The following is an 18,456-nucleotide window of genomic DNA, read 5'->3' as shown; positions in this document are numbered from 1 at the left end:
CTTGGTCGGTGCGTTCGAGAACTGAAGGCGTGGATATCCGACGCGTCGTAGCGGCGATCTGCTTGATCCTCGCCGGACTGCTGTACTCCGCGTGGGTGGCCGAATTCTTCCTCGACACCGGTCTCGACCCGACCACATCGTTCCTCAGCGAACTGGACGCCCGCGATCAGCCGTACCGCGAATTCTTCTCCACCGCAGACGTCGTCACGGGTTCACTGATGATTCTCGCCGCGATTCTCGGCTTCCTCGCAACCCCGCGTCGACGGCTTGTCGTCACCGGTTGGGTGGCGTCGGGCATCTTCGGTATCGCGACCATCGCCGACGCGAAACTCCCCCTCGAGTGTGTGGCGGCCGACGATCCGAGTTGCCCGATCGAGCCGAGCGGATTGTTTCCCCAACTCCACCATCTCCACGCCCTGACCAGCACCGTCGCGGTGTTCGCGATCTTCACCGTCATGATCGCGTTCACGGTGGCCGCGTTCCGCTACCGGCTCTACCCGCTGCTTCGCACGCTCGGCCTGGCTGTCCTGATCGTCACGACACTGGCCACCGCGTGGCTGCTGATCGCCGACAATCTTCCCGGCGACCACGGCCTCGGTGTTGCCCAACGCGTTCAGGTGGGCGGCATGTCGGCGTATCTGGTGGTGCTGGGGTGTGCGCTTAGACTCGGCGTATGTCCTTCACCGCAACCGAACTCGACGGTTCCAAGGTAGAGCAGTACCAGCAGCTCACCGAGCAGGCACGTGGCCTGGTGTTCGAGGAATCGAACCTCGTCGCCAACGCCGCCAACCTGTCTGCGCTGGTGTATCACGCTCTGCCCGAGGTCAATTGGGTCGGATTCTACCTGTACGACGGCACCGAACTGGTGGTCGGGCCGTTTCAGGGTCAGCCCGCCTGCGTGCGCATCGCTCTGAGCAAGGGTGTCTGCGGCGCCGCAGCGACCACCCGAGAGACGCAACGCGTCGCCGACGTCCATGCCTTCCCGGGCCACATCGCGTGCGATGCCAACACTCGCTCCGAGGTCGTCGTACCGCTGTACCAGGGCGAGACCCTGATCGGTGTGTTCGATCTGGACAGCCCGGTACCGGACCGCTTCGACGCCGACGATCAGGCCGGCCTCGAAGCGATCGCGCAGGTCTTTCTCGGTTCGATCAGCTAGAAGCTGCCGCCTCGAAGAACCAGGCCATGACCAGTGCGCCAGGATCGACGACGCCTCGCGCGGCCTCACCGACGTAGCTGGCGCGGCCGCGGTTGGCGGTGATGTCCTTCGTCGATTCGGCTCCGGTTTTCGCGGCGTCGGCGGCCTGCTGCAGGGTGCCGCCGCCTTTCTCGAGTGCATCGACGGCAGGGGCGATGGCGTCGACCATCGTCTTGTCGCCCACCCGTGCGCCACCGAGTTCGGTGATGCTGTCGAGGCCTGCCCGCGCGGCCCGTCCGATAGCCGCGAGATCCGGCTCGGATTCCAGCATCGTCCGGTAGAACTGGCGGAACCAGATGCCGAACAGCGCGCCGGAGGTACCGCCCGCGTGGCCGAGGTAGGCCTCGGACACTGCCTCGAATACCGTTGCTGCCGAATAGGTTTCCTTGACGGCATCCAGATCGAGCTGTTCGAGTGCGGCCACCATGTTGGTTCCGAAGTCGCCGTCGCCTGCCTTGCGGTCCAGGTCGGTCAGGGCCGGTTCTTCGTCGAGTACCCGCTGCGCCCATGTCCCGATCCACTTCGATGCGAACGCCGACACCTCTCCGGTGTCGGAGGGCTCGAACGAGGGCCCGAAGCCGCCGCGTTCGGCCACCGGCTTCACGCCACGGCTGTGGGCGTTGGGCCAGCCGGGAGCGTCGGTGGGTGCGTCCCAGAGTTCGAGCAATTCGTCGTCTGCGCGAACGAGGGTGATGGAGGCTCCGCCCATGTTGAGCGCGGTGACGAAGCTGCCGACGAGCGAGCGGGAGATCTCGATCCCTTTGCCGTGCAGGTATTCCGAGAGTTCACCGAACAACAGATGCAGCTCGAGCGGGTGCGTTGCCCCGAGCCCGTTGACCACCGCGATCACCGATTCGCCCGAGCTCAAGCCGAGCGAGTCCACGATGGGATCGGTCAGTTTCGCGACGATCTCCTGTGCGGGAAGCCCTGGCACTCGGTCGGTGCCACGTTCTCCGTGGATGCCGATGCCGAGTTCGATTTCCTCCGAGGGGAGGTCGAACGAGGGAGCATCGGCGCCCGGAAGCGTCGGCGGATTCATCGCGACGGCCATGCTGCGTGCGTTCTCCGCGGTTCGACGCCCCAGCGCAACCACCGCCTGCAGGCTGTCGCCACGTTCTGCCGCTGCGCCGCAAACCTTTTCGACGACGATGGTCGCTGCGGTGCCGCGGCGACCCGGGCCGTCCTCGCTCTCGCTGGCCACGTCGTCGTCGACGAGAACGACGTCGGCGACAATGCCGTCCTCCTGCAACAACTCTCGGGCGATCTTGAAGTTCATCACGTCACCGGTGTAGTTCTTCACGATGTGCACCACGCCGCCGCCGGAGTCCACCGCCTTGGATGCCTCGTGCACCTGGAGGGCGTTGGGTGAGGTGAACACCAGGCCCGGGCACGCGCCGGTGAGCATGCCGCGGCCGATGAAGCCGGCGTGCAGCGGCTCGTGACCGGATCCCCCACCGGAGAGCAAGGCGACCTGGCCGTCGGAGATGCGATAGCGACGCGTCAGGTAGCCGGGGTCGGCATGCCAGGCGATGTCGTCGGTGGCGGCGACGAAGCCGCGGAGGGCGTCGGCGACGAATGTTCGAGGGGAATTGGAGAACATGCCTCCACCCTAACCACCTGCGGTGCGTCCCTTCGTCGGTTCTGCGGGACGGATACAGTCGGGGCATGACTACCGCGACCTGGACGCTCGACGCATCGGACGGCGGGCAGTTGGCTGTTCGGACGGATGTCGCAGGAAAGGCATCCAAGATGGGGCATCGCCTCACGATTGCGGTGACCTCCTGGACTGCGACGGTCGAGTGGGCTGGGGACGCACCTACCGCGGTCACCTTGACCGCCGAGGTGAGTTCCCTCGATGTCGTCCACGGCGAGGGTGGACTGACGCCGTTGATCGGACCGGAGAAGATCGTGGCGAAAGCCAACGCGCTCAAGAGCTTCGACGCCGGCACATATCCATCGATTCGATTCCGTTCGACGGAGATCACCGCCGTCGACGCCGGATTTCGGCTGGCAGGCACGGCCGAGATACACGGCGTGACGAGGGAGATCACCGTCGATGTCGACGTCACCGACCTCGGCGATCGATGGAAGATCGGGTCCGAAACCACTGTGCGTCAGTCGGATTACAAGATCACCCCGTATTCGCAGATGTTCGGAGCCATGAAGGTGGTGGACGAAGTCACCGTGACGTTCGACGCCGAGTATCGCAAACCCTGAGCCTTTCCAATTCACCTGCAATGGTGGACACTACGGCGGTGAGTCGAAACAGATGGATGGTCGGATCCTGCGCATCGGCACTGGTGCTGGCCGTAGCCCTGACTGCGGGCTGCAGCAGTCCCGCGACCACGTCCGCCGAGGGACCTCCCGGAGTGAACGTCAACGGCGTCGGAGAAGTCCAGGGTGCACCGGACACGTTGACGACCCAGATCGGCGTTCAGGCCACGGCCGAGGACGTCACCGCCGCCATCGAAGAGGCGAATGCTGCGGTCACCGAGGTGACGGACGCGGTCATCGCAGCCGGTGTCGCTCGCGAGGACATCCAGACTCAACAGGTGTCGATCGATCCGCAGTACTCGGGTGCACTGCCGGGCGGCACCTCGGCCATCTCCGGATATCAGGCCACCAACACCTTGCAGGTTACGGTTCGCGACCTGTCGAAGGCGTCCGCAGTTCTGGGTGATGCCACATCGGCCGGCGGCAACGCGACTCGGATCTCCGGGGTCTCCTTCAAGATCGACGATGATTCCGAGCTGATCTCCGATGCCCGGTCTAGGGCGTTCGCCGACGCCCGCGCGCGCGCCGAGCAGTATGCGTCGCTCGCAGGCGGAGAACTCGGCGATGTTCTGTCGATCACGGAGTCGATCACCGGCCAGGAGCAACCGATGGCCTCACGCGAGTCCGCTTCGTTCGACACAGCAGTACCTATCGAACCGGGACAGCAGACCGTCAGCGTGTCCGTGTCGGTGAAGTGGGCGTTGAACTAGGACAGAGTGAGTTGCTGCTGCAACGGTTGCTCCACTCCGGTGCTGCAGACCGGGGAATCGCCGAGTTACGGCCCGGAGTGGAGCGGGAGTTGCAGGCCCACTACCCGAGCACAGGGGGCGGCAGCCGATAGTTCACCGGGGTGGCCGAAAAATCCACCGGATTTCGGACGCCCTCGGCCACCGCTCCCGGCACCTGGACTCGCGGTTCGAGACCGAGCGATTCCGCGAAGGCAAACGCCTCGTCCATGGAATTGACCGGCCCCGCGGGAACGTTGCGGGCCATCAGTTCTCGGTACCATTCGTCGGCGGACCGCGTTTGTAGCGTCGAGTTCAGGATGTCGACCAACTGATCTCGGTGTTCGACGCGCGCCGAGTTGGACGAGAAGCGTTCGTCCGTAGCCAATTCCGGGATTTTCAGCACGTCCGTCAGCTCCGAGAATTGTCGGTCGTTGCCCACGGCCAATGCCAACGGTCGGTCGGCAGTCTCGAACACCTCGTACGGCACGAGCGAGGGATGCTTGTTCCCCATCGGGACGGGCACGACGCCGGCCCCGAGATAGGCCGCCGACTGGTTGCTCAGTGCGGACAGCACCGACGCCATGAGCGAGGTGTGCACCTGCTGACCCTCACCGGTCTTCGATCGATGATGCAGTGCGGCAAGGATTCCGCTGAGCGCATGTGAGGTTCCCCCCGGATGGTGGACACCGCGATAGCGGGACCATGGGTTCCGCTGGAAGGATGTCCTCATGTCCCGCAAACGCAGGTCGTTCACGACCGAGTACAAGGTCGAGGCCGCCCGGAGGGTGATCGATTCCGGCCGCACCATTGCCGAGGTCGCCCGTGAACTGGGTATCAACGAAGGATTGCTCGGGCGTTGGGTCGCCGACGAACGCCGGCGGATCGAGGCCGCCGCAGCATCGGGTGATCAGCCGCTCACGGCTGCCGAACGCACCGAGCTGGCGCGGTTGCGCCGGCAGGTCTCCGAGCAGGAGAAAGATATTGCGTTCCTGAAAAAAGCGTCCGCGTACTTCGCAGCCAATCAACAAAAGTAGAGCTCTACGCGTTGATGGCCGCGGAGTACGCGAATTCCGCCGTTGCCCGGATGGCACGCCTGCTCGAGGTGTCGACATCCGGATTCTACAAGCACCAAGGACGCAGTGTGACAACCAGATTGGCGCAGCGGCAGCAGCGACGTGCAGATCTGGAGGTGAAGATCCTCGACATACACCGGGAGTCGAAAGGGGTGTACGGGTCGCCTCGCATCACCGCCGAACTCCGCGATCGAGGCGAGGTGATCACCGAGAAGACCGTCGCGACGATCATGCGCTCCCTCGGTGTCGTCGGGATCAGCCCACGCACGTTCAAGGTCCGCACCACCGTAGTCGATCCGTTCGCCTCGTTCCCCGAGGATCTGGTGCAGCGCCGGTTCGATCAGGGTCGCCTCGACGCGGTGTGGACCTCGGATATCACGTACCTGACCTGCGGCGAGGGCGATATGTACCTGTGCGCGATCAAGGACGAGCACTCGAAGAAAGTCCTCGGGTGGGCGGTGGCCGATCACATGCGCACCGAGCTCGTCCTCGAAGCTCTGGACATGGCTGTCGCCGAACGCGGAGGTGATGTTGCAGGCACGATCATGCACTCGGACAGGGGAACTCAATACACCGCTGCAATCATGAAGCAGGCGTGCGAACGGTACGGGTTGAGGCGTTCGATGGGCGAGACCGGGATTTGCTGGGACAACGCCGGCGCAGAAAGCTTGTGGTCGACGTTCAAGCACGAGTACTACTACCGACACACGTTCGCGTACAGGACCGAATTGGTTGCTGCAGTTGACAACTGGATGAACTTCTACAACACTCGACGTCGGCACTCCACAATCGGGATGCTCAGCCCCCACAATTATGAACAGTCACTGAACGCGCCAATCATGGCCGCGTGACCACTGTCCACTTTTCGGGGGGAACCTCAATGCAGCCCGGTGACGATGTCGACCATCGCCACACCCACTTTCGTCGGCGTCGAGCCGTCGGGGCCGGTGACGCTCATGAGCCCACCGACGGCTTGGACTACCAGGTCGTACCCGGGGAGCGCAGCTCCTCCCCCGGTGCCGAAACCAGAGATCGAGCAGTAGATCAGCCCCCGGTTGGATTGCGACACAGCCGAATAGCCCAGACCCAGACGGTCCATCGTACCGGCGCGGAAGTTCTCGATCACGATGTCCGCACCCGAAACAATTTCGCGCGCCTCGGCTACACCGCTCTCGGACTGCAGATCTATGAACCTCGACGTCTTGTTGCGATTGACCGAGTTGAAATACGTTGCCGTACCGGCGGAGTCGTACGGGGGACCCCACGATCGGGTGTCGTCACCGGTTCCGGGTCGTTCGATCTTGATCACGTCGGCACCCATGTCGCCGAGCATCATCGTCGCGTACGGGCCGGCGAGCACGCGGGAGAAGTCCGCGACCACGAGGCCTGCGAGGGGACCGGTGGCAGGTGTCATCGGTCCACTGTATTGCGCGACGAGCTGCGGGTCAGTTCAGGTCCGGAACGAAGGCTCCCAGAACGGCAACCATCGTGTCCACGATGTGCTCGATGGGTGGACGAGGAGGAGCAGTACGGGACCAGTCGGAGACGATCTCGGTGAGAGCACCGAGGAATGCCGTTGCGGCCAAACGGTATCCACCGGGCGGCACGAAATCGGAACCGACCTCCGAGCGCAGGGTGTTCTCGAAGAACTGCACCCACTGAGCACGACGGCGCGTCCGGTGCTGTTCGACGGCATCGCTGACACCCAGCATCTCGAGATAGGAAATCCGCGCTCGTCGTGGGTCACCGCCGATCGATCCGACCAAAGCCGTCATCGCAGCTACGACCAGCGAGCGTCGGTCACGGTCGACCTGTTCGTCGAGTGCGGCGACGACTGCAGAAAGCGCATCGTCTTGGATCAGGTCATAGACGTCCACGAGCAGCGCCTCACGGTTGGCGAACTCGCCGTAGAACTGACTGCGGGCCAGACCGGCTGCAGCGCAGATGTCCGCCACCGAAGTGGCGGCGTACCCGCGTACCCCGATGACCTCGATCCCGGCGTGCAAGAACCGTGCGCGACGATCGGCCTTCCTCGCGGCGGACGATTGTCCCGCGTAGATGCGGCCCTGGTCGTCGGCGACAGTCACCGCCGGAGTCTACCGCCGGCGACACCGTCGGCTCCCGTCCACTGATCGGTTCCCTCACGACCCGATCGGCTTACCGAACAGTCCGGCGATTATCTCGCCTACTGCATCGACGAAGAGCGGGTGCGCACTCGTGTCGAGCGCCATCGAGCCGACATCGTTCGTTCGGCAACCCGGCTCCACGGGAACGCCGGCAAATCGATCGCGCATCCACAACACTGCACTCGGAAAGGCGATCAGCTCCAGGGTGATGTGCTCACTGAAATGGTCGCGGGTGTACGTGACATCGGCACCAGGACGGCTGCAATACGAATCGACCATCGCATTGACCGGCCCGATCGGCACCAACCAATCCGGGTTGGAATGGTAGACGTAGAGCGGCATGTCCGGTGTGGTGCCGCCGAGCTGCATCGCGGACAGCGCCTTCTTCACCACTGGTTGTTGAATCGGGTCGCCCTCGGTGTGGAGGAAGCCCTTCAGATTGACGAACGGCAGCAGCGCCGAGCTGTAGCCGACACAGAGATTGTCCTTCGCCGCGAACAATGCCCGGCCGAGTGGATCGATGTGTTCGTCGATGAAGTCGGCCAACTCGGGATCTTCTCGACTGGCACCGATGACCCCGGCAGCGACGATGCCCGCGCCGAGTGTGTTGTTCGCGTTGTCCACCAGCGCCCCGAGCTCCGCGGGGGTTCCGCCCTCGGTGACTCCGACGATGTCGAGTTCCGGAGCGTAACTTCCGGCCAGTTCGGCTGCGTGTCCGGTCGCTATCGCGCCTCCCGAGTAGCCGCTCATTCCCACCTTCGTGGCCTCACCGGCCAACTGCATCGGCGCGAAGTTCTCGGCCGCTCTGATGCCGTCGAGTGTGATCCGACCGGCGACCGGCCCTGCGGCGAACGAGTTGTTCGGACCTTGATGATCAGGTACCGATACCGCCCAGCCCTGCGCCAATGCTGCTTGCACCTCGAGGAATTGCGCACCCGACGTCACCGCACCTGTGACCGGCCAGGGAATCGCACCCGCCCGCATCGCATATGACGGCGCGCAGTAGGCGGCGAGAGAATCCTCGGCCAACTGAATGGATATCAAGGGCCGCGATGCCGCGGCGACGCCACGTGGCTTGATGACCGTGGTCACCGCAGCGACAGGCTCGTCGCGACCATTGTTGGACCGGAACGACAACTGCCACGCGTCGACCTGCGTGGGAATGACGTTGAGAGTGGCCAGTTCGACCGGCCGGGCAGCGATGATCTGGCCCGGCGCGGCTGCGGCCACAACGTCGGCGGGCGGAACGTAGAAGTCGGTGTCGAACTCCGGAATCTTCGGCCACGTGAACGGCGCCAGAGGCGGCTGAATGTCCACCTCGCTCGCATCGGGTGCAGCAGCAGCGGGCGTCGTCATGGCAGCAAAAGCCGCAGCGGCGGTCATCACGCTGATCGCTGTACGCAGCGTCCAAGAGCGGGCAGAAGACACGGGTGTACTCCTTCGCGCCGGAGGACGGGATCCACAGGACGCGCGCCCGGCGACGGTTCGTACAGCGCATCCGTCCATCTTGGACACCGATGTCCGAGATGGTGCTCAGAACTGTAGAGCGAAGTGGCGTGGATAACAATCCCCGAATCGAAAAAGAATCAGAAGTGAGCCGATTCCAACTACAACCAGCATCGCCTGCCGGTTACACCACTGAGAAAGACCGCTTCGCCAAGCCGAATTGGAAGCCGGTGATGGCCGTGGTCACCGAGGCTTCCGGGTTCTCGGCGGCACCGAGCGTGACGAACAGTGGCGTGAAGTGTTCGACGGTCGGGTGGGCATAGGGCATTCCCGGTGCCGCGCTGCGGAAGTCCGCCAGCGTTCCGACGTCACCGCGCGCCAACGCGTCGGCCGCCCAGAGGTCGAAATCCTCGGACCACGTCGGGACCGTGTTGGTGGTGAAGTTCTCGCGGGACAGGAACGGCAACCCGTGCGTCATGAATCCCGATCCGATGACCAAGACCCCCTCGGCGCGAAGCTCTTTCAGCGCAGCACCTATCGCCATCAGCCGGTCGGGAGCATGCGTCGGCAGGCTCAATTGCAGAACGGGAACATCCGCGTACGGGTACATCACCTTCAGCGGAACCCAGGCACCGTGATCGAGTCCGCGAGAGGTGTGGCGGTGCAAATTTTCCGACGCCGGGATGGCAGCGGCAATCCGAGCGGCCAAGGCCTCGGCGTCGGGCGTCCGGTATTCCATCGAGTAGTAGCGCTGGGCGAAGCCGCCGAAGTCGTAGACCAGCGGGGTTGCGGCCGCCGACGCGGACAGGCTCAGCGGAGCCTCTTCCCAGTGCGCGCTGACGATGAGGATCGCCTTGGGCTTGGGCATCGACTGCGACCACGTGAACAGCTGGTCTATCCAGAGTGCGTCGTCGAAAACCGGGGGTGCGCCGTGGCTGATGTAGAGGGCGGGCATCGGCCCGTCGCTCGGGGTCCACATCTGCTGCGACCGGCTCGCGGGCGGGGTATCGGCAAGAAACGCGTCGAACGCTGCTCCCGCGATCGGCGGGTTGATCACGGATGTCATCGCGAGTCCTTCGAGTGCCTAGGTTGAACCTTCAACTTACCACTCGAGTCGATTGACGACAACGTCGGACCAGCCGGTCGGGACCGAACCCCACTGGGGTGACCTCAGCGTCCACTATTGGTGCTGAAACACCTTTTCCCGTTTGTGGGAGCGAATTGTGGACGCTCACGTCAGTGCCGTACGGCGTCGACGCGGCCACCACCGGGCAGGTCGGGAGTGTCCGTCGTGATCGTGAAATCGACCCGTCACACACCGGTAGCGAGGGTGATCGGCTCGGTCGATATCCCACCCGCCGACCCGAAGCTGACGCCGTGCTGAAAGCGCTATTCGGGAACATCGCGCACCAGACCAATCGGCATGTACACCCCTCGGGCCCTAGGCTCGACTGCATGCCCGATGCTGTCTATCGCGCACCGATGCCGGACGGCGTCGAGCGCGCCCTCACCTACGGACTCTGCGGCATGGCGGCCGACGACGAACGATCGTTACGACGGGTCGAGCGCTTCGAGCAGGTTCCGGATGGGTCCTTCGTCTGGACGCGCACCGCACGTGGCGAGTACTTCCTCGGCCGAATTTCCGGCCCAATGCGCGAAGATCGCAGCGCCGACGCGGTGGCGTCGAACATGATCTTCTTCCGAGACTGCGAGTGGACCGGCGAACCCGTTCCCGACCACGAGGTACCCGCCGCCACACTGCAGACGTTCGCCCGCGGCGGGCGAAACTTTCAACAGACACACGACCCTCGAGTCGCCGTGGAGTCGGCTAACGTGTGGCGAGCGCGAGGTCGTTGACCTGGGGATCGACCTGCACCACGGCGTAGCCCTGAATCTCGAACTTGTTCTCACCCTCGGGCGGTCCGAGCACGGCGCGAACGATCAGCGTCGCGGCGGCAGCGACGAGTGCGATCACGATGACCACTGCTGCCACGATCAACAGGGTGCGCGGGCCACCGAACAGGTTCTTCGAGCTCATGGGTCCATCATGGCCCACACCGAAATTGATCGAGCCGCGTGGTGGACTTCGACGCAGGTATTCGACCACCAGGTTCTTGACTAGAGTTGATCCCGATGCTCGCCCGTGTCCGACGAGTCGACCAGCAGCCAACGGGAGAACGCCGAACCGATGATCCCTCCTCTGTTCCGTCGCCTCTGCGACGACGCCGCAGTCTTCCCACCTGGTAACGCGCCTCTCGATGTGGCTGTGCAGCAGCATCTCGAATACCGAGCCAGTACGTTCGCAGATCTGGTTGGACCGCTGGTCGTTCCCATGAATCGAGTGACAGAACTCGACCTGGGTGCACGGATGGAGGTGATGCTGACCGCACCCGCCGGCCCCGCCAGTGTGGAGGCAGGTCTGCGTGCGGCCGACCGCACGGCAGGGGTCACCGTGGTGGCAATCGAAGTCTCAGTACCGGACGGCACGAACATCGATGCACTGCGCAGCATCACCCAAGACATCGAGATCTACGTCGAATTACCCCGAGACTCCCGGCGGGACGCCATCTTCGACGCCGTCGACGAATTCGGGTATCGCGCTACATTCAGGACAGGCGGCACCACCGCCGACCTGCACCCCAATGAGCAGGAACTCGCCGCGTCCATCTATGAGGCAGCGCAGCGTGAGGTTCACTTCAAAACCACTGCCGGCGTCCACCGCGCAGCTCGTAGCACCAACCTGGACAACGGGTTAGAGCAGCACGGCTTCCTCAACGTCCTACTCGCGGCGCAGGCCGCGCACAGTGGCGCACGCGTCGGCGAGCTCGAGAAGATCCTGGCAATCCGCGACGCGGACGTCCTCGCCGGGCTTGTGGCCGGGATCGAGGGGCAGCGTGCGTTCGCATCGTTCGGCACCTGCTCCATCCGCGAACCCCTGGACGAACTCGTACGTCTCGGACTCGCACCTTCTCAGTGAAATTCAGCGCCGAATGGAACTCGGACCGAAACCGAGAACGTCAGATCCCCAGCGAACCCGCCAGCGTCGGCCAACTCTTGGGCAGCTGGTCCACCCAGTACGGCCACGAGTGGGTTCCGGTCTCGGTGAAGTCGAAGGTCGCCGGGATGTTCAACTGATCGAGTCGGTCCGCAAGTCGGTGGGTGCAGTAGTTCGCGCCGACCTCGATGGCACCGCCGACCACCACCACATCCAATGCTGATGCGCTGTCGAAGCTTTCGTGCCGTCCAGGAGCGCCGGTTCCGACCGACACATAGACGTCGGTGCCGCGCAGACTCTCGGCGTTGACGACCGAATCGTGCTCCGCCCAGGCAGGATCGAGAGGTCCGCCCCACATGTTGTCGGCATTCCCACCGAAGGCTCCGACGATGGCTCGAATACTCGCCTGGCCCAACGGTTCCGAGGATGCGAAGCACCCACTGTACGACGCCACCCCGGAGTAGACATCCGGGTTACGTGCGGCCAGCATCATGGCCGATTGAGCACCCATCGACAGGCCCGCGATCGCGTTGCGTCCATTGCCGTCCACGGCTGCGTCGATCAGCGGTGGCAGTTCCTCGGTCAGGAACGTCTCCCACCGATACCGGCCGAGTTTCGGATCGTCGCGTTGCCAGTCGGTGTAGAAGCTGCCGGGGCCGGCCAGCGGCAGTACGACGTTGACGTTCTTGTCGGCGAAGAACTCGGCTGCACCACCTTTGCGCAGCCACATGCTGTTGTTCGGATCCTCTTCACCGATACCGCTGAGCATGTACAGCGTCGGACGAGATCCCGCCTTCACGGCCGGGGTCAACACCTGTACGTTGACGACGCCGCCCATGGCAGGCGAGTCCACGCTCAGCGTGCGCAGGGTGTCGGACGCGATCGCGGTGTCGACGATGCGAGCCGCAGACTCGACTGGATCGGCGGCAGCCACACCGAGGGAGGTCAACGACAGCGCCGCGGCGACGACGAACGGGGTGAAGATGCGTCGACGACGCATGGCGATCCTCTCGGGATGTGTCCGTGGGAAACAGCGAATCGACACGGAGCATCGCACACGTTCGGACGGGATGAAACGTCGAATGCGATGTTCACCGAATCGGACCGACCGGAACTCTGCCTGCACGCCACCTTCGAAGCCAATCCCCTGTTTCGCAACACCTTTCGGACGCAACCCTGGAACCGGGCGAGATTGTTAGTGCACGAATCATTAGGGCACTAACCAAATCTGCTAGCCTGGTCCAGGTGACCACCACCGAGGACCCGCTCGCACTCGATCGGCAGGTCTGCTTCGCACTCGCCGTCGCCAACCGTGCTGTGCTGTCGGTGTATCGGCCGCTACTCGAGCCGATGGGGCTGACGCATCCGCAGTATCTGGTGATGCTGGCACTGTGGGGCGAGTCGCCGATGTCGGTCAAAGCCATCGGATCGACGTTGCAACTCGACTCCCCTACGCTCTCACCGCTGCTCAAGCGTCTGGAATCGATGGGATTGCTCACTCGCACTCGCAGCGCCGAGGACGAACGCGTCTTACTCGTCGCGCTCACCCCGGCCGGGGCGGCACTGAGAAGCAAGGCCGAAAAAATCCCGCCCGCCGTCGTGGACAAGCTCGGCGCGTCTCTGTCCGAGCTGGACGAGCTGCGCCGCGTCCTCACCCGTGTCAACGACGCAGCCATCGCAGCAGGAGCACTGTCATGAAAAAGGACCGCAACCGTCCGTCCTTCGGCCAATGGCTGGCCTACGCCGTCCTCGGCCGCAAACTGCCGGATTCACAACAGGACTGGGTTCGACGCGATCTCGTCGGGCCGGGAGCGACGCCGCGTCACATCCTGCGGTCGATGATTCCCTTCCTGCCGATCTTCATCGGTTTCTTCGTCCTGTTTCCCGGGGCGATCTGGCTACGCGCCTCGATGGTGCTGCTGAGTCTGCTGCTTGCGCTGTTCTACACCGCCGCCTACATGGACCAGAATCGCGCTCGTCGCCTCGAGATCCACGGATTACCGGCCGATCTGAAGAGCGCCAAGAAGACGGCCGAGATGGAACGCGAGCGCGAGAACTACCGTCGCAATCACTGACCGTCGCTGCTGAGTCCGGCGGTGAAGTCGTCGGCGATCATCACCGCCAGGTCTCGAGCTTTGCGGTTGGTGTTCTGCGACAGCTCGGTCAGCTGCGCGAAGGCCGCGTCGGCGTCGATGCGATAGACCGACATCAGGATTCCGACGGCTCGGCCGATGGCGGCGCGGGTATCGAGAGCGTTGCGCAGCGTCGCCGTTTGGTTGTCGCTTTCCTCGATCAGTTGTTCGCGCATGCGGGAGAGCTCGAGGTGTACTCGAACGCGGGCCACCAACTCACGATCGTGGAACGGTTTGACGATGTAGTCGTCGGCACCGCGGCTCAAGCCGTCGAGCACGAAGTCGGTACCCGCTCGCGCGGTCAGCAGGATCACCGGAACTCGCTGCAGTGCGGCGTCGCGTCGAATGTCGTCCACCAGTTCCAGGCCGCTGCGGCCGGGAAGCAAGACGTCGGTCAGCACCAGCCCCGGTGCCGTCGAGCGCGCGTGCTCGAGTGCAGACTCCACGTCACCCGCCGTCGTGATGGTCCAGCCCTCGTCAGTCATGAGCCGGACGAGGTAGTTGCGCATGTCGATGTTGTCTTCGACGAGCAGGATGTCCGCGCGATCGACGGTGACCGATGCCGTGTCGTGCGGGGCGAAGATCGCCGACACCGAGTCGGCAGCGGCGACCGGTAGGTCCACGGCCGCGGCCGACTCGACGGGCTGTCGGGGCACGACCACGGTGAAGGTACTGCCGACACCGACCTCACTCTCGACGTCGATCCGTCCCCCCAGGGCCGTTATCAGATCGGATACGAGCGCAAGGCCGATTCCGGACCCCTCGATGCTGTGCGCACCGGACCGCTCGACTCGGTGGAACCGATCGAATATCCGAGCCAGATCGTCTTCGGGGATGCCCAGACCGGTGTCCGCGACGACCAACCGAATCGCGTCCGCGTCTGTGACGAGCCGCACGGAGACGCGACCTGCCGGGGTGTACTTGACGGCGTTCGCGACCAGATTGAAGACGACCTTCGCCCACATCTCGCCGTCGGTGAGAACCACGCCGTTCTCGGCCGCGTCGATGACGAGCTCCAACCCCTGATCCGATGCGACGGCCGCGAACATCGACGCGCAGTCCCGTGTCACCGCGGCCAGGTCGGTGGGCTCGAGCCGAGCCCGCAGCTGACCGGCATCGGCACTGACGACGTCGAGCAGATCGTCCACGAGACGCCGAAGCCGAGCCGACGCGCGATGCACGACGTCGAGGGAGTCCCTGTCCGAGTCGGTCAGGTTCGACGTGGTGCTCTCGCGCACGCACTCCAACGGGCCGGCCAGCAGGGTGAGGGGAGTTCGAAACTCGTGCCCTACGTTCTCCAGCAGTCGAGTCTTGGCCTCGTCTGCCTCGGCCAGCGCCGCGACCCGACGTCGTTCCATCTCGAAAGCGTGCGAGGCAGTCAGCGCCGTGGACATTCGCTCGGCCACCGCAACGAAGAACGAGGTGGCGGAGTCGTCGCCGGCCCGAAGTGCGTCGACTCCGACCAACAAGGCTCCGATGGGTCGAACGCGTCCGGCCAGCGTCAGTGGAACGATCACCGCATTCGCGACAATTCCGTCCACCTCGACGCAGGCGCGGGGCACGCGTCCGTCCGAGACCTCGACGACGGCTGCAGAATCCCAGGTAGCCGCCTCGAAGCCGACTGCACCCGCTGTCGCGATGTGATCGACTTCTCCGTCGTCGGCGAGATCGCGTCGCAGATAGGCCGCCACCAGCGGGAACTCGCTCGGCTCCAAGCCGAGCGCCTCGACCGCCGCGCGGCAGATACCGACCGGACCACCGGTGTCGTCGCCGGTCAGCGAGCCCAGGGCAAGGAGCGCACGCATACGGCGCTCACCGAGCACCTGCATCGTCACCTCGGTCGTGGCAACGAATACACCCAGCACCGTGCGACCAGGCCCGAAGATCGGGCTGTACGAGAAGGTCCAGTACGTCTCCTCCGGGTATCCGTAGCGCTCCATGACAAACAGCTGCCGAACACCGTGCACTGCCTCGCGGCCGTCCATCACCTGGGCGCACAGGCCGCCGACGTAGTCCCACATTTCGGACCAACATTCGCGCGCCGGCTGACCTGCAGCATCGGGAAACTTGTCGCCGAGAAAATCCGTGTAGGTATGGTTGAAGATCTGTACGAGGTCGGGTCCCCACCAGATCAACATCGGGATCGTCGACGGCATGACCGTGCGGATGGCCGTCACCAACTCCTGTGGCCACTGCTCCACCGGGCCGAGTGGGGTCGCGGTCCACTCGATCTCGCGAAACCGAGTGTCGGTGGAGTTCTCACCCGGAAACAGCTCGTCCAGCCGGGCCGAACTGCCGTCGAGTTGTGGGGAATCCATCGCCTCGTCCTTCGCTACCAGCGTTCCGCTGGTAGTCGGCGGGCGCAATCTCGGCGTCGATTGTAGCCGAGCGCCCGGTGCGCAGGCGTTTCGCTCATCCTCCGTGGGGGTACTGGGGCGAGCATGCCCTCCTCATCAAGTCTCCCGTACCCCCTGGGCGTCTCGCGTCTGTCCCACGACGGTGCCAACCTTGCCGTCTACTCCGAAACGGCGGACTCGGTGTCCGTGGTCGTATTGAACGACGACGGAACAGAGCGCAGTACAACACCGTTGACGCTGCGCACCGGTCACGTGTTCCACGACCTGGTTCCCGATGTCACTCCGGGTGCCCGCTACGGACTCCGGGTCGACGGCCCATGGGATCCTGCTTCGGGCCTGCGGCACAATTCTGCCAAGCTGCTCCTCGACCCGTACGCCACCGCCATCACCGGCCAGGTCGACTGGAACGAATCGGTGTTCAGCCACCTCCACGCCGAGCCCGAGACCCGCAACGACGAGGACTCTGCTCCGCACATGCCGTATTCGGTTGCGGTGCAGTCGAATTTCGATTGGTCCGGGGACGAGTCGCCGCGCACACCGTTGGATCGCACGGTGGTCTACGAGGTACACGTCAAGGGTTTCACTGCAACCAATCCTGATGTACCCGAGGATATTCGAGGAACTTATGCAGGTCTGGCCCACCCGGCCGCAATTGCGCATCTGAAGCGAATCGGAGTCACGGCAGTCGAGCTACTGCCGATCCACCAATTCGTCCAGGATTCACACCTGCTGGAAGAAGGTCGACGCAATTACTGGGGATACAACTCCATCGGCTTCTTCGCCCCGCACAACGAGTACAGCAGCACTGGCGACACCGGCGGCCAGGTGGACGAGTTCAAGGCCCTGGTCAAGGCCATGCACGAGAACGGTATCGAGGTCATTCTCGACGTCGTCTACAACCACACCGCCGAGGGCAACCATCTCGGACCGACCCTCTCGCTCAAGGGAATCGACAACGGCTCGCACTACCGACTGGTCGACGACGACCGAAGTGCGTACTACGACACCACCGGTACCGGCAACAGCCTGAACGTCGGTCACCCCGCCGCACTGGCACTGATTCTGGACTCCCTGCGGTACTGGGTGACGGAAATGCACGTCGACGGCTTCCGGTTCGATCTGGCAAGTACCTTGACGCGCCAGGATTCCGGCTTGGACAAGCACAGTGCGTTCTTGGATCTGGTGCACCAGGATCCGACTCTTGCCCCGGTCAAACTCATCGCCGAGCCCTGGGACACCCAGGGTTACCAGGTGGGCGGCTTCCCGGCTCGCTGGTCGGAGTGGAACGGCAAGTTCCGCGACGACGTTCGTGACTTCTGGCGCGGCGAGAGCGGCGCGCTGCCGGCCCTGGCGCAGCGCGTCACCGGTAGCCCCGACGTCTACGAGAGCACCCGTCGACCCACGTTGGCGAGCGTCAACTTCATCACCGCACACGACGGATTCACGTTGGCGGACTTGAACTCCTACGACGAGAAGCACAACGAGGAGAACGGCGAGGACAGTCAGGACGGCGAGTCCGACAATCGCTCGTGGGGTTGCGGTGCCGAGGGCCCGACCGACGACGAGGGCGTCAATGCACTGCGCGCCCGACAGCAACGTAATCACCTTGCGACGCTTCTGCTTTCGGCCGGCGTGCCGATGATTCTCGGCGGCGATGAACTGGGCCGCACGCAGGGCGGCAACAACAACGCGTACTGCCAGGACAACGAGGTTTCCTGGTTCGACTGGAGCACAGCCGACCAGGATCTCATCGACTTCACCACGCACCTGATTGCGCTGCGCACCGAGCACCCGGCCCTACGTCCAACGTGGTTCCGCCACGACAGCGATTCCGCGGAAGAGGGCGTCGGACCCGATACCGTCGATTTCTACCGAGCCGACGGCGAGAAGTTGTCCGACGAGGACTGGTCCGACGGCAACGCACACAGCATCCTGGTCCTCATGCGCGCAGGCGAGGGAGATGCGTCGTTCGCCTGGATGGTCAACGCCTCACCCGGGACCGTGGAATTCACTCTGCCGGAGGGGCATTGGACTCAGTCCACGTCCAGTGATCCGGATCAGGCCTACGAGGCGGGCGGTCCGTCGATCCTGATTCGTGAGCATTCGTTCACGTTGCTGCAGGGCTGA

At 64.2% G+C, this 18,456-nt stretch carries 19 protein-coding genes and 1 pseudogene; 11 read left to right on the top strand and 9 right to left on the bottom strand.

Features of this window, described 5'->3' with window-relative positions; translation table 11 throughout:
- The first annotated feature begins 8 nt into the window (after positions 1 to 8).
- Complete coding sequence (locus tag AYK61_RS18790) at positions 9 to 713, top strand: DUF998 domain-containing protein (RefSeq protein WP_259468120.1); 705 nt, start codon at positions 9 to 11, stop codon at positions 711 to 713.
- On the top strand, positions 674 to 1,159 hold the full coding sequence (locus AYK61_RS18785; protein WP_121871932.1) for a GAF domain-containing protein: 486 nt from the start codon (positions 674 to 676) through the stop codon (positions 1,157 to 1,159). Before AYK61_RS18790 ends, AYK61_RS18785 begins: the two co-directional genes overlap by 40 nt.
- Here AYK61_RS18785 and AYK61_RS18780 read toward each other — a convergent pair.
- The gene (locus tag AYK61_RS18780; protein WP_121871931.1) at positions 1,152 to 2,798 is read right to left on the bottom strand and encodes a dihydroxyacetone kinase family protein; all 1,647 of its coding nucleotides are present in this window, start codon (positions 2,796 to 2,798) and stop codon (positions 1,152 to 1,154) included. The two genes, AYK61_RS18785 and AYK61_RS18780, sit on opposite strands and share 8 nt — an antisense overlap.
- 65 nt (positions 2,799 to 2,863) lie before the next feature.
- Between AYK61_RS18780 and AYK61_RS18775 the strand changes: the two genes are divergently transcribed.
- Both AYK61_RS18775 and AYK61_RS18770 read left to right on the top strand, forming a co-directional pair.
- Positions 2,864 to 3,415, top strand: coding sequence for a YceI family protein (locus AYK61_RS18775; RefSeq protein ID WP_121871930.1), 552 nt, complete (start codon positions 2,864 to 2,866; stop codon positions 3,413 to 3,415).
- Positions 3,416 to 3,453: 38 nt separating this feature from the next.
- On the top strand, positions 3,454 to 4,182 hold the full coding sequence (locus AYK61_RS18770; protein ID WP_259468119.1) for an SIMPL domain-containing protein: 729 nt from the start codon (positions 3,454 to 3,456) through the stop codon (positions 4,180 to 4,182).
- A 100-nt stretch (positions 4,183 to 4,282) separates the two neighbouring features.
- Here AYK61_RS18770 and AYK61_RS18765 read toward each other — a convergent pair whose 3' ends face one another.
- Entirely contained in the window at positions 4,283 to 4,930 is a 648-nt protein-coding gene (locus AYK61_RS18765) for a CaiB/BaiF CoA-transferase family protein (protein ID WP_259468118.1), read from the bottom strand.
- Between AYK61_RS18765 and AYK61_RS18760 the strand changes: the two genes are divergently transcribed.
- Complete coding sequence (locus tag AYK61_RS18760) at positions 4,929 to 5,234, top strand: transposase (RefSeq protein WP_065181100.1); 306 nt, start codon at positions 4,929 to 4,931, stop codon at positions 5,232 to 5,234. The two genes, AYK61_RS18765 and AYK61_RS18760, sit on opposite strands and share 2 nt — an antisense overlap.
- Before the next feature lie 14 nt (positions 5,235 to 5,248).
- Complete coding sequence (locus AYK61_RS18755; RefSeq protein WP_259468117.1) at positions 5,249 to 6,124, top strand: IS3 family transposase; 876 nt, start codon at positions 5,249 to 5,251, stop codon at positions 6,122 to 6,124.
- Positions 6,125 to 6,153: 29 nt separating this feature from the next.
- Here the strand turns inward: AYK61_RS18755 and AYK61_RS18750 are convergent.
- From AYK61_RS18750 to AYK61_RS18735, 4 genes and pseudogenes are all read right to left on the bottom strand, one after another.
- Positions 6,154 to 6,687: pseudogene (locus tag AYK61_RS18750) on the bottom strand (CaiB/BaiF CoA transferase family protein); the annotation flags it as partial.
- A gap of 31 nt (positions 6,688 to 6,718) precedes the next feature.
- On the bottom strand, positions 6,719 to 7,360 hold the full coding sequence (locus tag AYK61_RS18745) for a TetR/AcrR family transcriptional regulator (RefSeq protein WP_057477075.1): 642 nt from the start codon (positions 7,358 to 7,360) through the stop codon (positions 6,719 to 6,721).
- A 54-nt stretch (positions 7,361 to 7,414) separates the two neighbouring features.
- A complete protein-coding gene (locus AYK61_RS18740; RefSeq protein WP_121871928.1) occupies positions 7,415 to 8,782 on the bottom strand; it encodes a lipase family protein in 1,368 nt (455 codons plus the stop codon).
- 247 nt (positions 8,783 to 9,029) lie between these two features.
- A complete protein-coding gene (locus tag AYK61_RS18735) occupies positions 9,030 to 9,911 on the bottom strand; it encodes a dioxygenase (protein WP_121871927.1) in 882 nt (293 codons plus the stop codon).
- 389 nt (positions 9,912 to 10,300) lie between these two features.
- Between AYK61_RS18735 and AYK61_RS18730 the strand changes: the two genes are divergently transcribed.
- The gene (locus tag AYK61_RS18730) at positions 10,301 to 10,702 is read left to right on the top strand and encodes a GAF domain-containing protein (RefSeq protein WP_121872893.1); all 402 of its coding nucleotides are present in this window, start codon (positions 10,301 to 10,303) and stop codon (positions 10,700 to 10,702) included.
- On the opposite strand, the gene AYK61_RS18725 is transcribed toward AYK61_RS18730, so the two are convergent.
- Positions 10,674 to 10,883: a hypothetical protein gene (locus AYK61_RS18725; RefSeq protein WP_121871926.1), complete on the bottom strand. Its 210-nt coding sequence runs from the start codon at positions 10,881 to 10,883 to the stop codon at positions 10,674 to 10,676. The genes AYK61_RS18730 and AYK61_RS18725 overlap by 29 nt on opposite strands.
- Before the next feature lie 150 nt (positions 10,884 to 11,033).
- Between AYK61_RS18725 and AYK61_RS18720 the strand changes: the two genes are divergently transcribed.
- Positions 11,034 to 11,822, top strand: coding sequence for a hypothetical protein (locus tag AYK61_RS18720; protein WP_259468116.1), 789 nt, complete (start codon positions 11,034 to 11,036; stop codon positions 11,820 to 11,822).
- 40 nt (positions 11,823 to 11,862) lie between these two features.
- On the opposite strand, the gene AYK61_RS18715 is transcribed toward AYK61_RS18720, so the two are convergent.
- Positions 11,863 to 12,840, bottom strand: coding sequence for an alpha/beta hydrolase family protein (locus tag AYK61_RS18715; protein ID WP_121872891.1), 978 nt, complete (start codon positions 12,838 to 12,840; stop codon positions 11,863 to 11,865).
- Positions 12,841 to 13,085: 245 nt separating this feature from the next.
- Here AYK61_RS18715 and AYK61_RS18710 point away from each other — a divergent pair, with 245 nt between their 5' ends.
- On the top strand, positions 13,086 to 13,538 hold the full coding sequence (locus tag AYK61_RS18710; protein WP_121871925.1) for a MarR family winged helix-turn-helix transcriptional regulator: 453 nt from the start codon (positions 13,086 to 13,088) through the stop codon (positions 13,536 to 13,538).
- Positions 13,535 to 13,915, top strand: a complete 381-nt coding sequence (locus AYK61_RS18705) for a DUF5313 family protein (RefSeq protein WP_057477013.1) — start codon at positions 13,535 to 13,537, stop codon at positions 13,913 to 13,915. Before AYK61_RS18710 ends, AYK61_RS18705 begins: the two co-directional genes overlap by 4 nt.
- Here the strand turns inward: AYK61_RS18705 and AYK61_RS18700 are convergent.
- Entirely contained in the window at positions 13,909 to 16,290 is a 2,382-nt protein-coding gene (locus tag AYK61_RS18700) for an ATP-binding protein (protein ID WP_121871924.1), read from the bottom strand. The two genes, AYK61_RS18705 and AYK61_RS18700, sit on opposite strands and share 7 nt — an antisense overlap.
- Positions 16,291 to 16,413: 123 nt before the next feature.
- On the opposite strand from AYK61_RS18700, the gene glgX reads away from it, so the two are divergent.
- Positions 16,414 to 18,456 carry a glycogen debranching protein GlgX gene (gene glgX, locus AYK61_RS18695; protein ID WP_121871923.1) on the top strand — a complete coding sequence of 681 codons (2,043 nt, stop codon included), beginning with the start codon at positions 16,414 to 16,416 and terminating at the stop codon, positions 18,454 to 18,456.

The organism is Rhodococcus sp. SBT000017 (genome assembly GCF_003688915.1).
Classification (GTDB): Bacteria; Actinomycetota; Actinomycetes; order Mycobacteriales; family Mycobacteriaceae; genus Rhodococcoides.
Note: the sequence above shows the minus strand (reverse complement) of the source record. Positions and strands in the feature narration are given on the sequence as shown.